This is a genomic window from Agriterribacter sp. (assembly GCF_035445465.1).
In the GTDB taxonomy this organism is placed as follows: Bacteria; Bacteroidota; Bacteroidia; order Chitinophagales; family Chitinophagaceae; genus Agriterribacter.
In genome coordinates this window covers 17,299-31,214 of sequence record NZ_DAOMQT010000018.1, presented here as the reverse complement: position 1 = coordinate 31,214, position 13,916 = coordinate 17,299, and the positions used below count along the sequence as shown (strand labels likewise).

Below are 13,916 nucleotides of genomic sequence, written 5' to 3'. Positions count from 1 at the left end.
AAACAAACGTATAAGCTAATTTTATAGCACAATAAATAAATATCTGTTGGAAAAGCTGGTGATCATACCTACTTATAACGAGAGCGAGAATGTGAAACCTGTCCTTCATGCTATTCTAAGTATGGATTTGGATTTCCATGTTTTGGTGGTTGATGATAATTCCCCCGATGGTACTGCCGGCCTGGTGCGTGAAATGCAAAAGAACTATCCCGGCCAGTTATTCCTCCAGGTGCGGGAAGGCAAGCAGGGACTGGGCACAGCTTATATTTATGGATTTAAATGGGCGATAGACAGGGGATACCGGTATATTTTTGAGATGGACGCCGACTTCTCGCATAACCCCAAAGACCTTGAGCGGTTATACCAGGCCTGTGTGCATAATGCAGATGTAGTGGTAGGTTCGCGCTATGTAAAAGGAGGCGAAACGGTGAACTGGAGCCGCTACAGGAATGTGCTTTCCAAGGGTGGTGCGTTATATACGCGGATACTCACCTGGATGCCGGTTAAAGACCCTACCGCCGGTTTTATTTGCTACAGGAAAGAGGTGCTGGAAACGATTAATTTTGATCAGATCAATTTTGTTGGCTATGCATTCCAGATAGAAATGAAATTTGCTGCCTGGAAGCTTGGCTTTAGAGTTATTGAAATCCCTATCACTTTTGTTGACCGCAAATTCGGTACCTCAAAAATGAATAAGAATATTGTAAAGGAAGGCATACTGGGCGTTCTTAAGATACAGTGGCAAAGCATGTTTAAAAACTACCGCAGGAAAGTACGCAACACCTTTATACCCGCATCAGGGCTCCACGCCGAAGCATTAAGCTGAACCCCGCCGGTTAACCGTATACCATAGTGCTTCATACCGGAGTGCTCCTTTCATCTGTATATTATTTAATCAGGTTTTTTAATAAAGAAGGCTTTTTTGTCTTTGCATGCAGCCATATTCCTGTCGGGTTTTACAGGTATACCGGGCAGGCTTATTACCCTTAATGAAGGGCTAAAAGAAGTTTAATCTTTATCTTGCAAACGGATTTTTGAAAATTTACCAATGAATATGAGAAGGATATTTTTTGTTATCATAATACTGCTGGCGGCAGATGTGCATGCACAAAATAAAAAACCGCTTGATCATACCGTATACGATAGCTGGCAATCTGTTGGTGAACGTAAAATTAGTAATGACGGCAGATGGATTATATATACGGTTGACGTACAGGAAGGAGATGGTACGCTGGTTATCCGGTCTTCCGATATGCAATACAATGAAGCGATCCCCCGTGGCTATGATGTAACAATAACGGAAGACAGCCGGTATGCCGTTTTTAAGATAAAGCCGCCTTATGCCGATGTAAGGCAGGCGCGTATAAAAAAGAAAACACCCGATGATTCACCCAAAGATTCACTGGCTATTGTTGAATTAGGTAAAGGGTTCATAGTAAAAGAAGCCCGTGTAAAGTCGTATAAAATACCGGAAAAAAATGCGCAGTGGGTAGCCTGGCAAAGGGAAAAGCCGCTACCCGACAGTTCCGGCAAGAAAGGGGCGCCCGACTCACTGGCGGTGAAAATAGATTCATTGAAAAGATCTGTTGAAGTGCCTACGGTTGAGCAGGCGAAAAAAAGACGGAAGATCACCAATCCACCGGCTATAAAAAAAGATGATAAAGCAGCTGTATCGTATGAGCTGTATTCCGATAGTAACGATGCAGATGAAGGGCCGGGTGCCGGTCCGAAAAAAGAAGAAGGAACGGTATTGATCATTTATAACTTACGCGACACTATTAAACAGGCGGTTGATCTTGTAAGTGAATACGTCTGGAGCAAAACAGGGAACATCCTGGTTACAGAAACCACAACAGCAAAAAAAGACAGCTTGCGCAAACCTGCGGTATGTATTTTCAGAACAACGGAGAACAGGTTCGATACCATTATGAAGGGAGGAAATGATTTTCGGCATTATGCCATTGATGAAGAAGGGTACCAGTTAGCCTTTGTTGCTGAAAGAGACAGCAGCGCCAAAGCATTACAGCAATTTTACAAGCTGTGGTACTGGCAGAACGGATACGACAGTGCGTTGATGCTTGCCGATAAAAACGTTGCCGGGATGCCTGTTGGCTGGAACATCAGTGAAAATGCAAACCTGCATTTCAGTAAATCGGGTAAGCGGCTGTTTACAGGTACCGCCCCGGTTCAGCCTCCAAAAGATACAACGCTCATTGATATAGACCTGGTGAAAGTAGATATCTGGAATTACAAGGACGATTACCTGCAAACCATGCAGTTGAAGAATCTTGATAAGGAGCTTAAGAAAAGCTATCCCGCGATGATTGACCTGGATACAAAAAGCTTTGTTCAACTGGGCGATAAGGAAGTACCCGATGTAATACCAGCGAAAGAAGGCGATGCGGATTTTTTTGTGGGCATAACCGATGCGGGTAAACGGGTTGCTATGCAGTGGGAGGGAAGAACATTGAAGGATATATATGTAATAGACCCGAAAAGCGGATCCCGGAAATTAATTAAAGAAAACCTTTCCGGGTATGTTACTGCATCGCCTGATGGCAAATATGTGCTGTGGTACGATGCCAAAGCCCGCCAGTATTTTACCTGGAGGGATGGGAAAATAAAGAACATTTCTTCACGTATCAAAACAAAACTATATGATGAAGATTTTGATATGCCCGCTGAGCCGTCATCTTATGGCCTAATGGCCTGGACGCAGAGCGATTTGGCCGTGCTGGTATACGACAAATTCGATATCTGGCAGCTTGATCCTGATGCGGTAGTGGCGCCCGTTAATATTACAGCGGGAGAAGGGCGGAAAAACAAAATAACGTACAGGTATGTCCGCACCAACCCCGAAGAAAAATTTATTTCTCCTTCGCAGGAAATTTTGCTGCACATGTTCTCGGAAAATAATAAACACGCCGGTCTGGCTACCTGTAAGATGCTAAGCGCCTCCAAACCTGTTACCGTGGTAAATGGCGCCTTTGCGATCAACAGTAACGGGCTGGTTAAAGCAAAAGACAGCAGCACGTATATCTATACCAAAGAAAGCTATGTACATCCGCCCGATCTTTATGTAAACACCGGCTGGCAAAAAGAAACGAAGCTGAGCGCTATTAATCCCCAGCAGGCAGCGTACAACTGGGGTACGGCGGAGTTGTTTCACTGGAAAGCGTACAATGGAAAACAGGCAACAGGTATGGTATACAAGCCCGGTGATTTTGATCCCAAGAAAAAATATCCTGCCATTTGTTATTTTTATGAAAAGCTGAGTGATGGATTGTACCAGTATATTCCCCCGGCGCCTACCCCCAGCCGGCTGAACATTTCTTTTTTTGTGAGCAGGGGATATATTGTTTTTGTTCCCGATATTGTTTACACTACCGGTCATCCGGGCAAAAGTGCTTATAATTATATTGTAAGCGGCGCAAGGGCATTGGTTAAAAAGGGATGGGTTGACAGTACGCGCATGGGCTTGCAGGGACAAAGCTGGGGGGGCTATCAGGCAGCTTATGTAATTACGCAAACAAAATTATTTAAGGCTGCATGGGCAGGCGCGCCGGTGAGTAATATGACCAGCGCCTATGGCGGCATTCGCTGGGGAACCGGTATGAACAGGCAGTTCCAGTACGAAAGAACGCAAAGCAGGATAGGAGCCACCTTATGGGAAAAGCCGCAATTATATATAGAGAATTCGCCCTTATTTCATTTGCCGAAAGTAGGTACGCCATTGGTGATCATGCACAACGATAATGACGGAGCGGTACCCTGGTATCAGGGAATTGAATTGTTTACAGGGCTGAGGCGTTTGGGCAAACCCGTATGGCTGCTCAACTACAATGGGGAGGAGCATAATTTAATGGAAAGAAAGAACAGGAAGGATATACAGATCAGGGAACAGCAGTTTTTTGACTGGCTGCTGAAAGGACAACGCCCGGCGCAATGGCTGAGTGAAGGCGTACCGGCTACTATGAAAGGAAAAGTGTGGGGACTGGAAGAGTAGGGGGCGGCGATGGTGCAGCGTATACCTGACGCGGAAGAAACGGCAGGTGTATAAGCGGGAATGAATAAAGCCTGCCTGAACAATATCGCCTTTTTAAGCTATATTTTTGAAATATCGCCTTTTTAGGCTATATTTTTGAAATATCGCCTTTTTAGGCTATATTTGAAAAACAAACAAATGCGTATGCCTGTAGGTGCTGTTATAACCGCTGATATTGTAAACTCCACAGTTCCGGGAACTGCAATGGGTAAAAAACTGGTAACGCAGCTTAGCGCCGTTTTAAAAAATCATGCATTCGAATTTTACCGCGGCGACAGTTTCCAGGTGTATACCAAGGATCCTTTGGCTGCATTAAAACTGTCTTTTCAGTTAAGAGCCGCTGCCAAAAGACTTTCGGATATATATGATATTCGCATCAGTATCGGTATCGGTAATGTGGCTGCCCGCGTACGAAACTTAAGAACCGCAAATGGTGAAGCGTTTGTTTTATCCGGAAGGATGTTTGACCAGTTGAAAGATATGCAGCGGTTGTGGATAGAATCGGCAGATGGAAAAGCTAATATAGCTTTTAGGGTCATCGCCGGCTTTGCGGATTATATGCTGAAACGGTTAACTTCCAAGCAGGCTGAAGTGTTGGCGGAGCTTTTAAAAGAGCAGACACAAGTGCAAATATCAAAAAAATTAAAAAGGAAACAATCCACTATAAACAAACATGCACATTCGGCCGGGTGGCCGGAAATAGAAAAACTATTGTACGAATATCATCAGGTCATTACTCAATTTAACCTGGCATGAGCACACTCTGGCTGATAAAACTGATCCTGTCGCACCTGCTGGCCGACTTTGTACTGCAACCTAAAAAATGGGTTGATGACCGTTGTATCCGGCATTTTTTATCCCCCTGGCTTTACCTGCATGCTTTTATAGCAGCACTGTTAGCGCTTATTTTCATAGGGTTTCAATATGGATATTTTGGACTGGCGATCCTTATATCACATACGCTTATTGACGGCTGGAAATCTTACCGGCCTCAAACGATTGTATATTTTTTAATTGACCAGCTCATGCATCTGCTGGTTATTGCAGCCTGCTGGTACTATACTTTTTATACCTTAACGGATATTAAGGAATGGCTGCGGTTAATAGAAAACGATAGTGCATTCTGGTTGCTTACCACCGCCTATATATTTTTGAGCTTCCCGGCAGGCATAATGATCGGGCAAATGACCCGCAAATGGAGCGACCAGCTACCCCGCAGCGCCGGCCTGGCCAATGCCGGCAAATGGATCGGTATTGTAGAACGCGTGCTTATCCTCACCTTTCTGCTGCAGGATCAATATGCGGCCATCGGGCTCTTAATTACAGCCAAAGGTTTACTTCGCTTTAGTGAAAAAGACAGGCAGGAAGAAAAAACGGAATATGTTTTGATCGGGTCGCTGATCAGTTTTTCCATAGCCGTAATAACAGGCATTATTGTAAAACACATCGTCGTATAAAAAGCTAACCGGATAAAAGCTGGTCTTAAGATGGGTTCATTTATATTTTCAACTTCCATCCCGGTATTAGTATGCAAAAATGATCTCTTACTATTATTATACCATTCAACAGATAAAATAAATTTGGCATGAAACGTTTTTTTACCGGTTTAACAATGCTTTGCCTGATTTTTATGGCAGGCTCCTGGTCAGCAAAGCCCCAATGGATTTCACTTTTCAACGGGAAAGACCTTACGGGATGGACAGTGAGGGGCGATGCGGAATGGAAAGTAGAGAATGGGGTAATTATCGGGCAGAACGGGAGAGGGCATCTGTATGCTTCACCGGTAGTGAAAAATTTTGAAATAAAGGGCGAGTTCCGGATCACCGACCAGGGTAAAGGCGCCAATGGCGGATTGTATGTAAGGGCGAATGAGCCTGCTGATAATCCCGATGGATTTCCGCGGGGATATGAAGCGCAGATATGTCATAACCAGGAAGCGCATACGGGCTGGCTGTGGAAACCCGGAAAACCTACCGGTAAGGCCACAGCGCTGCTTACCAAAGACGGGGAATGGTTTGAGATGAAAGTAAGGGCTGTGGGCGACAGCATTAATATATGGGTGAAGGATCAGTTGGTAATGAGCTATAGGGATAGCGAGTATAAAGAAGGGAAATTTGCTATTCAGTGTCATAACCCGGGCATGACAGCGGAAGCCCGTAATTTGTACTACAGGAAATTAAAATGATATGAATGCGAAACAGGCCGCGGCCTATAAAGCCATAGAGTATATTAAAGATGGAATGATTGTAGGGCTGGGAACAGGTTCTACGGCTTACTGGGCAGTGCAGTATCTGGCAGAAAAGGTAAAACAGGGCTGGCAGCTTACAGCGGTAGCCACTTCGGAGGAAACGGAAAAAATAGCGCTTCAATGCGGAATTACGGTTGTTTCATTAGATACGGTTGACCATATAGATATAGATATAGACGGCGCCGATGAAATAGATGATAATATGAACCTGGTAAAAGGGGGAGGAGGCGCGTTGCTAAGAGAAAAGATCGTTGCCGCGGCCAGCAGGGAGCTCATTGTTATTGCCGGTGATAACAAGCGGGTAGAAGTGCTGGGAAAATTTCCGCTCCCGGTGGAGGTCATCCCTTTTGGATGGCAGCATACCGCCGGGCAACTGGCAGCATTGGGTTGCAGCACTTCACTCAGAAAAAAAGATGAGAAAATGTTTATAACAGATAGCGGCAATTATATCATAGACTGCCATTTTGGTGCTATTCCCCAACCTGCCATGCTGGAGCAGCGGATCAATAATATCCCCGGCGTTGTGGATAACGGACTTTTTGTGAAAAGGGCTACAATGGTTATACTGGGCTGTGACGATGGCACGGTAAAGACGTTTACCCGATAAGCGGGATGCTTTTTATGAAAAGAATAATCGCCATACTTTTAATTAATGTTGTTGTATTGCAGGCGCATGCCCAAACCGAATGGACGAATGTTGACTCGCTCTTCGGTAAGTTGCCGCCATCCGTGCACGTATACAAAACAACCAGAGAACTGGATGGGAAACCAAACATTGCATATTACGTGGAAGCCGATCTGAAAGACAGGCGCCTGATTTTTAGCTCAGACACTACCCGGAACAGGAGATTAACGCCCGATGAATTTTACAGGAAGAACAGTAAGCCTGTGGTAGTAGTGAACTGTACCTTCTTTTCTTTTGCAACCCATCAAAACCTGAATACGGTTATTAAAGAAGGGAAAATAGTGAGCCGCGATATTTATTCCCGCAAAAGAGCGGACAGCGCTACCTATGTACATTCTTTTGGCAGCGCCATTGGCATTACCAGACAACGCAATGCCGATGTGGCCTGGGTATACGCTGAGGATACGAAAAAGAAAATACTGGCTTTACAGCGCCCTGTCACCGCTTTTACGGATTCCCACAGTTTGTATAAGCCTGGTATAAATGCCGTAAATATTGTGGACTCCGGCGCGAAAAAATGGAAGATGAGAACTGCGGTGGGCGGCGGACCTGTATTGCTGCAGGAAGGTGAAATAAAAATTACCAATAATGAAGAATTAAAATTTGCCGGTAAAGCCATTCATGACAAGCATCCCAGAAGCGGGATGGGATATACCAAAAACAATAAGCTCATTATCCTGGTAATAGAAGGCAGGAATAAAGGTGTTGCTGAAGGCGCCACTTTATTACAGGAAGCGCAACTGTTTAAGGAACTGGGCTGTTGGGAAGCCCTCAACCTCGATGGCGGAGGCAGCAGTTGTATGCTCGTAAATGGCAGGGAAACCATATATCCTTCGGATAAAAAGCAAAGGCCCGTTCCGGCCGTATTTATGATTGAAGCACTTTAACGCATGAGCCGCAGCTATCCCTGATTTTCGCAAAACATGAAAAAATCATCCGTGAATATGCTGCGTAATCAGCGGGAGATATACAGCCGGTATTTTGCTATTGATAGCGATGCTAATTGGAACCAAATACTTTCTTTAGTATTTCGGATGTCCGGGCCAAAGGATCTTTCCTGATCTGCTGTTCCTCCTGCGCTACCTGGAAAAAAATTCCGGTCAGCGCTTTTTCCGTTACATAAGCCGAAAGGTCCGGGTTGATCTTGTCTGCCGTAAACTTGTTATAAGTAGAGAACACGGTGTTCCAGTATTTGGTAGCGTCTACCTTTTCTAACGACTTTTCTATTACCGGGCGAAAAGATTCGGTGAGTGCGGAAGTGGTTTTGCCTTTCAGGTAATCTGTAGCGGCATGATCTCCTCCTTTTAATATGCCTGCTGCATCCTGTATGCTCATTTGTTTGATGGCGTTTACAAAAATAGGAGCGGCAGATTTAGCGGCGTCTTCCGCTGCACGGTTCATTGAAAGCACGGCTTCATCTACCTGTTTGCCCAGCCCGATGGCTCTCAGCTTCTGCTCCGCTTTCTTAGCTTCCTCCGGCATTAATATTTTAATTGCGGCATTGGCAAAATAACCATCCACGGAAGAAAGATTTTTACCTGCTTTTTCGGCGCCTACTGAAAGCGCTTCCTTAAGCCCTGCAGCAATATCATCTGTACTTAAGCTGCCTCCTTTTCCCAAAACATTGCTGAGCACATTAGAAGAGTCTTTTTTATCACCCAGCACTTTTTTAAGCAACTGGGCCTGAACGGAAGAAGAAGCAAAAAAAATAACAGCGGTTAGATAGATAAATATTTTATTGATTTTCATAAGAATGATTTTAAATGCTTTCGCAAATATACTGCCGCATAACAACGGCGTGCCCTAAAGAAATACTAAAATATGCTGAAACAGGTTTTTATGATATATGATAGTTAGATTAACGGGAAATAGATGATAAAAGTATAGGCCAGGTATGAGGTATAGGGTGTGAGTGTCTTGTCCTGAGATAAGATTAACCAGTATAGCCTATCTGTAATCTCTATCCTTTCACTCCTGCGCTTTTGCCATATACCATCTCAGCAGGCGGATATTCAGCAGTACATTAACGGCAATACCTATACTAAACAGCAGTGAGAAGATGCCCACGCCCCTGATAGCGGCAACAAGGTCAATGCCTTCCGGTTTAAAAGGAAGCTCAACCTGCTTTATTACTTCCTCGGCGTTTTGAATGATCACTACCGCGTTGCCGATATTGAGCATGGCAAAGAACAAAGCCATAAAGCCGATGAACCGGATACCTGTGGGTGTTTGTTTGTTTAAAGGAACGTTTGGATGCACAATACTTTTGCGTAGCTGCAATGCGGCATAGCTGTGCAAAACAATAGATCCGGTTAATACCACGGAAACCAGCAAAATGGAAGCATTGGGCGTAGAAAGCATACTGAGCAGTCCACCGGCCACCAGTATACCCCCGATGATGAGGTTGATCCAGGATAAGATATTCGTTACTTTTAAAATTGTTTTCATATGGGTATTAAAGGGATGTTTGATCTATGGTTTTTAACTGGATAGAAAGCTCTTCCAATTGTTTTTCATCAATAGTGGATGGGGCATCCAGCATCACGTCTCTTCCGCTGTTATTTTTGGGAAAGGCGATAAAATCGCGGATGCTTTCGCTGCCGCCCAGTATAGAACAAAGGCGGTCGAACCCGAAAGCGATACCTCCGTGCGGCGGCGCGCCGTATTCAAAAGCGCCTAATAAAAAGCCGAATTTATGCAGCGATTCTTCCCTGCTCATGCCCAGCGCGGCAAACATTTTTTCCTGAAGACCTCGCTGAAAAATACGAATGGAACCCCCGCCAATTTCATTCCCGTTCAGCACCATATCATATGCATTGGCTTTGATATTGGCATAGGGATGCTCAAGGTATTTTGCAGGGTCTTTAATAACAGGTGAATGATTGATCATGGTATCAATATCGGAAGGCCGGGGTGAGGTAAAAGGATGATGCCGCGCTACCCAGCGGTTATCTTCGGCTGCATATTCAAACAACGGGAAATCAAGCACCCATAGCAGTTTAAATTCATTATCCTTTCTCAAACCCAGGCGCTTACCCATTTCCAGCCTTAATTCACTGATGGCTTTCCTGGTTCTTTCTTCGGCGCCGGCAAGTATCAATATCAAATCACCGGCATGGGCTTTTACCGCTGCGGCAATGGATCGCAGCTTTTCTTCATCGTAAAACTTATCTATGCTGCTTTTAAAGCTGCCATCAGTATTGCATTTTATAAAGGCCAGTCCTTTCATGCCGATCTGCGGGCGTTTAACCCATTCCGTTAGCTCATCGGTTTGCTTGCGCGAATAGTTGCTGCAACCGGGAACAGCAATAGCTACAAGGGTTTCGGCCTCATCAAATGCTTTAAAGCCGCTTTCGCTTATGGGTGATAAAGGAATCGTGTGCTGCCTGCTGAGGTATACATGCGGCGGCACTTTTAAATTGGCTACCCGCATGCCAAAACGGGTATCGGGCTTGTCGTTGCCGTAATCCCACATGGCATCTTCCCAGCTCATTCTTTCCACTGGGGCTGTATAATCTATATTTTTTACATCTTTAAATATTTGCTTAATGAGTTCTTCAAACATGCCGAGTATATCTTCCTGTTCCACAAAGCTCATCTCGCAGTCAATTTGCGTAAACTCCGGCTGGCGGTCTGCACGCAGGTCTTCATCCCTGAAACATTTCACCACCTGGTAATACCGGTCGTAACCGCTTACCATCAGCAATTGCTTAAAGGTTTGCGGACTTTGCGGTAATGCATAAAACTGCCCTGCGTTCATTCGTGAAGGCACCACGAAATCCCTTGCACCTTCGGGAGTTGATTTGATCAAAAAAGGAGTTTCAATATCCATGAAGCCCTTCTCATGCAGGTAGTTCCTGGCAGAACGACTTACGGCATAACGCAGCTCAAGATTACGTTTAACCGCATTGCGCCGCAGATCAAGATACCTGTATTTCATACGCAGGTCGTCGCCGCCATCTGTATCGTCCTGGATGGTAAAAGGCGGGGTAGCCGACTGGTTAAGAACCGTAAATGACACCACGTTCACTTCTATTTCACCGGTTGGGATATTAAGATTTTTATTGCTGCGTTCCAAAACTGTGCCCTTAACCTGCAAAACGAATTCCCTTCCTATGGGCTGCGCCTCCAACTGCCGGTTAAGTTCCTCACCGAACAGTAATTGGGTGATACCATAGCGGTCGCGCAGGTCAACAAAGGTAATAGCGCCGAACTTCCTGATGGTTTGTACCCAGCCGGCAAGGGTAGCTTCCTTTCCTGTATCCTGTATACGTAATGCCCCGCATGTATGTGTCCTGTACATTCTTGTTTTTTTGAGGACTGCAAAGGTAAATCATTTAAGCAGGATAGCAGGATTTGTGGGTTGTGATTTGGTTCTTGTTTTTTGTATTCCTTCGGATTTCGAAATTCCGGCTTCGGGTTTTATGATTTGGGGTTTATGATTTGTAGCTTATAATTGCATCGCTTCGGATTTGAAATTTGTTATTTGAATTTTATTTGTTTTTTGCCATTTGGTTCTTGGTGCTTTGTATTCCTTCGGACTTCGGTCTTCCTGCTTCGGATTTTATTTACTATTCATTCCCTCCATTTTAGAACCCATCAAAGCCTCTTCCTCCCTCACTAATTCCTCTGCTTTTAACAGCATTTGTTTCCGGAAGCTTTTTTTATACCCCAGGAACAGGTAATAATAAGCGAGTATGCACAAGCCTGCCGAAAAAGGGATAAGCGCCAGCCGGCGTGCTCCCCTGGCGCCTTCATCCCAGCCATAAAATTCTCCTGTCATCCACAGGCAGTTGGCGGTGATCCATAGCACCACAGCCAGGTTATGCAATAGTTCGGCGGTGAGTTTGCGCGTTTGCCAGGTAATGGCAATGGCCGCTGTAAGTGTGGGTATAATCATAATCATGCCCATCACATGGAAATCCAAAGCCCAGCAAATATCCTTGAGCAGCCATAATAAAATATGCAGGTTTTCTATACGCCTGAAGCGGGCGGGAATACGATATACTTCGCTGTTGTTATTCATGCAATAAAATCAAAAGATGAAATAAATATTTTCCGGGGATAGCTTTAACCTGTCAAAAATAATTTTTTATTGGAATCAACGCATAGAGGGGGCGTATTTCAATTTTTCGCTCCATGTACAACTTTCCGGTCGGTGAGACACCGACCGGTAGCGGGTTCTACAGGTGGGTGTCACCACCCACCTGCGAAAATTTGAAATGCGCCCCATAGAGGGAACAGGTATTCTTATTGCCATGTGTTATAAAAGAATATTTAATACTTTTAGCATAGCTGTCTTTGATGCTTTAAATCTGATTGCATGAAAAAAATAGTTTTTTGCTTACTGCTTTTCCTGGGATATTTCCCGGCGCTGTTTTCCCAAAAACAAAACAATAAGCCCGCTGAAACGCCTCCCTCACCAGCGGCTAAGGAAACAGAAGCACTGATGCGTAAGCTGAATATAGATTCGGCAGTTACTGCAAAGCATTCGGTTACTATTAAAGGTCAGCGCGTTCCTTATACCGTTATTGCAGGCACTATCCCCGTTTGGGATGAAAATGATAGGCCCATTGCAGGTGTGTTTTATACGTATTATGAAAGAGCCGACGTGAGCGACCCTTCATCACGCCCGCTGGTTATTTCATTCAATGGCGGACCGGGCACACCATCGGTATGGATGGAGATTGGCTATACCGGCCCCCGGATACTGAAAATAGATGATGAAGGGTATCCTGTTCAGCCCTATGGGATAAAGGATAATCCGTATTCTATATTGGATGTAGCGGATATTGTATACGTGGATCCGGTGAATACCGGGTTTTCCAGGCCCGTAAGCAAAGATGTGCCCCGTACAAAATTTTTTGGCGTAAATGCCGATATCAAATACCTGGCAGAATGGATCAGCACTTTTATCAGCCGCTATAAACGCTGGGCTTCTCCCAAGTACCTTATTGGTGAAAGCTATGGCACTACAAGGGTATCAGGACTGGCGCTGGAACTACAGAATGCGCAATGGATATACCTGAACGGGATCATACTGGTTTCACCCACCGGGTTGGGCATTGAAAGAGGAGGAGTGATGGATGCCGCGCTGATGCTGCCTTATTACGCCGCCACGGCATGGTATCATAAAGTGCTGCCTCCCGATCTTCAGCAAAAGGACCTTACCGCTATACTGCCCGAAGTGGAAAAATTTACCATTAATGAATACCTTCCTGCTTTGGCAAAAGGAGGCTCGCTCAGCGAAGCCGAAAGAAACCAGGTAGCGGCTAAGGTTGCCCGTTATTCGGGGTTGGGTGTAAAAGCGGTGCTGCAGAACAATCTTTCCATTGCCACTAATTTTTTCTGGAAAGAGTTATTAAGAGATAAAGGCTATACCATAGGACGGCTGGATTCGAGATACCTGGGCGTGGATAAAAAAGACGGCGGCGAACGCCCGGATTACAATGCGGAGCTTACCGCATGGCTGCATGCTTTTACCCCTGCCATTAATATATACCTGCGCGATGAGCTGAATTATAAAACAGATATACCCTATAACATGTTTGGCAATGTATTTCCGTGGGATAACGAAAACAACAAAACCGGCGATAACCTGCGCCAGGCGATGGCGCAAAACCCCAATCTGCACCTGCTGGTGCAAAGCGGCTATTACGATGGCGCCTGTGATTACTTCAATGCCAAATACAGTATGTGGCAAATAGACCCGGGCGGGAAATTGCAGCGCCGCATGAACTGGGAAGGCTATCGCAGCGGACACATGATGTACCTGCGTAAGGAAGACCTGGCTGCCAGCAACCAGCACTTGCGTGATTTTATATTAAAAACAACTCCTGAGCAGGGGGGAGGGGCGAAGTATGGAGGGGAGAGGTGAAGGGGGTAAGGTATGAGGTGTGAGGCATAGGGTATAGGGTATAAGGTATATGGTATAAGGT

At 45.1% G+C, this 13,916-nt stretch carries 12 protein-coding genes; 8 read left to right on the top strand and 4 right to left on the bottom strand.

Going from position 1 to position 13,916, the window contains the following annotated elements; genetic code table 11:
- The first annotated feature begins 46 nt into the window (after positions 1–46).
- The 7 genes from PLE34_RS11070 (at position 47) to PLE34_RS11040 (ending at position 7,865) form a co-directional block, all read left to right on the top strand.
- The gene (locus PLE34_RS11070) at positions 47–826 is read left to right on the top strand and encodes a polyprenol monophosphomannose synthase (RefSeq protein WP_324556861.1); all 780 of its coding nucleotides are present in this window, start codon (positions 47–49) and stop codon (positions 824–826) included.
- 228 nt (positions 827–1,054) lie between these two features.
- Positions 1,055–4,006 carry an alpha/beta hydrolase family protein gene (locus tag PLE34_RS11065; protein WP_324556859.1) on the top strand — a complete coding sequence of 984 codons (2,952 nt, stop codon included), beginning with the start codon at positions 1,055–1,057 and terminating at the stop codon, positions 4,004–4,006.
- A gap of 177 nt (positions 4,007–4,183) precedes the next feature.
- Entirely contained in the window at positions 4,184–4,801 is a 618-nt protein-coding gene (locus PLE34_RS11060; RefSeq protein WP_324556856.1) for a hypothetical protein, read from the top strand.
- On the top strand, positions 4,798–5,502 hold the full coding sequence (locus PLE34_RS11055) for a DUF3307 domain-containing protein (protein WP_324556853.1): 705 nt from the start codon (positions 4,798–4,800) through the stop codon (positions 5,500–5,502). The genes PLE34_RS11060 and PLE34_RS11055 overlap by 4 nt, the downstream gene beginning before the upstream one ends.
- A gap of 128 nt (positions 5,503–5,630) precedes the next feature.
- Positions 5,631–6,230 (top strand): 3-keto-disaccharide hydrolase, encoded by a 600-nt coding sequence (locus PLE34_RS11050; RefSeq protein ID WP_324556851.1) that lies wholly within the window; start codon positions 5,631–5,633, stop codon positions 6,228–6,230.
- A 1-nt stretch (position 6,231) separates the two neighbouring features.
- A complete protein-coding gene (gene rpiA, locus PLE34_RS11045) occupies positions 6,232–6,900 on the top strand; it encodes a ribose-5-phosphate isomerase RpiA (protein WP_324556848.1) in 669 nt (222 codons plus the stop codon).
- A 14-nt stretch (positions 6,901–6,914) separates the two neighbouring features.
- A complete protein-coding gene (locus PLE34_RS11040) occupies positions 6,915–7,865 on the top strand; it encodes a phosphodiester glycosidase family protein (RefSeq protein ID WP_324556846.1) in 951 nt (316 codons plus the stop codon).
- A 112-nt stretch (positions 7,866–7,977) separates the two neighbouring features.
- On the opposite strand, the gene PLE34_RS11035 is transcribed toward PLE34_RS11040, so the two are convergent.
- From PLE34_RS11035 to PLE34_RS11020, 4 genes are all read right to left on the bottom strand, one after another.
- Entirely contained in the window at positions 7,978–8,727 is a 750-nt protein-coding gene (locus PLE34_RS11035; RefSeq protein ID WP_324556844.1) for a DUF4197 domain-containing protein, read from the bottom strand.
- A 219-nt stretch (positions 8,728–8,946) separates the two neighbouring features.
- The gene (locus PLE34_RS11030) at positions 8,947–9,426 is read right to left on the bottom strand and encodes a hypothetical protein (RefSeq protein WP_324556842.1); all 480 of its coding nucleotides are present in this window, start codon (positions 9,424–9,426) and stop codon (positions 8,947–8,949) included.
- Positions 9,427–9,433: 7 nt separating this feature from the next.
- Complete coding sequence (gene aspS / locus PLE34_RS11025; RefSeq protein WP_324556840.1) at positions 9,434–11,281, bottom strand: aspartate--tRNA ligase; 1,848 nt, start codon at positions 11,279–11,281, stop codon at positions 9,434–9,436.
- 261 nt (positions 11,282–11,542) lie between these two features.
- The gene (locus tag PLE34_RS11020) at positions 11,543–12,004 is read right to left on the bottom strand and encodes a hypothetical protein (RefSeq protein ID WP_324556838.1); all 462 of its coding nucleotides are present in this window, start codon (positions 12,002–12,004) and stop codon (positions 11,543–11,545) included.
- A gap of 297 nt (positions 12,005–12,301) precedes the next feature.
- On the opposite strand from PLE34_RS11020, the gene PLE34_RS11015 reads away from it, so the two are divergent.
- Positions 12,302–13,855 (top strand): S10 family peptidase, encoded by a 1,554-nt coding sequence (locus PLE34_RS11015; protein ID WP_324556836.1) that lies wholly within the window; start codon positions 12,302–12,304, stop codon positions 13,853–13,855.
- The last annotated feature ends 61 nt before the right edge of the window (positions 13,856–13,916 follow it).

What these genes read in the sequence shown, in the direction of transcription:
- PLE34_RS11065 (WP_324556859.1), top strand. Translation starts at nt 1,055, where the DNA reads ATGAGAAGGATATTTTTTGTTATCATAATACTGCTGGCGGCAGATGTG.
- PLE34_RS11060 (WP_324556856.1), top strand. Translation starts at nt 4,184, where the DNA reads ATGCGTATGCCTGTAGGTGCTGTTATAACCGCTGATATTGTAAACTCC.
- PLE34_RS11055 (WP_324556853.1), top strand. Translation starts at nt 4,798, where the DNA reads ATGAGCACACTCTGGCTGATAAAACTGATCCTGTCGCACCTGCTGGCC.
- PLE34_RS11050 (WP_324556851.1), top strand. Translation starts at nt 5,631, where the DNA reads ATGAAACGTTTTTTTACCGGTTTAACAATGCTTTGCCTGATTTTTATG.
- rpiA (WP_324556848.1), top strand. Translation starts at nt 6,232, where the DNA reads ATGAATGCGAAACAGGCCGCGGCCTATAAAGCCATAGAGTATATTAAA.
- PLE34_RS11040 (WP_324556846.1), top strand. Translation starts at nt 6,915, where the DNA reads ATGAAAAGAATAATCGCCATACTTTTAATTAATGTTGTTGTATTGCAG.
- PLE34_RS11035 (WP_324556844.1), bottom strand. Translation starts at nt 8,727, where the DNA reads ATGAAAATCAATAAAATATTTATCTATCTAACCGCTGTTATTTTTTTT.
- PLE34_RS11030 (WP_324556842.1), bottom strand. Translation starts at nt 9,426, where the DNA reads ATGAAAACAATTTTAAAAGTAACGAATATCTTATCCTGGATCAACCTC.
- aspS (WP_324556840.1), bottom strand. Translation starts at nt 11,281, where the DNA reads ATGTACAGGACACATACATGCGGGGCATTACGTATACAGGATACAGGA.
- PLE34_RS11020 (WP_324556838.1), bottom strand. Translation starts at nt 12,004, where the DNA reads ATGAATAACAACAGCGAAGTATATCGTATTCCCGCCCGCTTCAGGCGT.
- PLE34_RS11015 (WP_324556836.1), top strand. Translation starts at nt 12,302, where the DNA reads ATGAAAAAAATAGTTTTTTGCTTACTGCTTTTCCTGGGATATTTCCCG.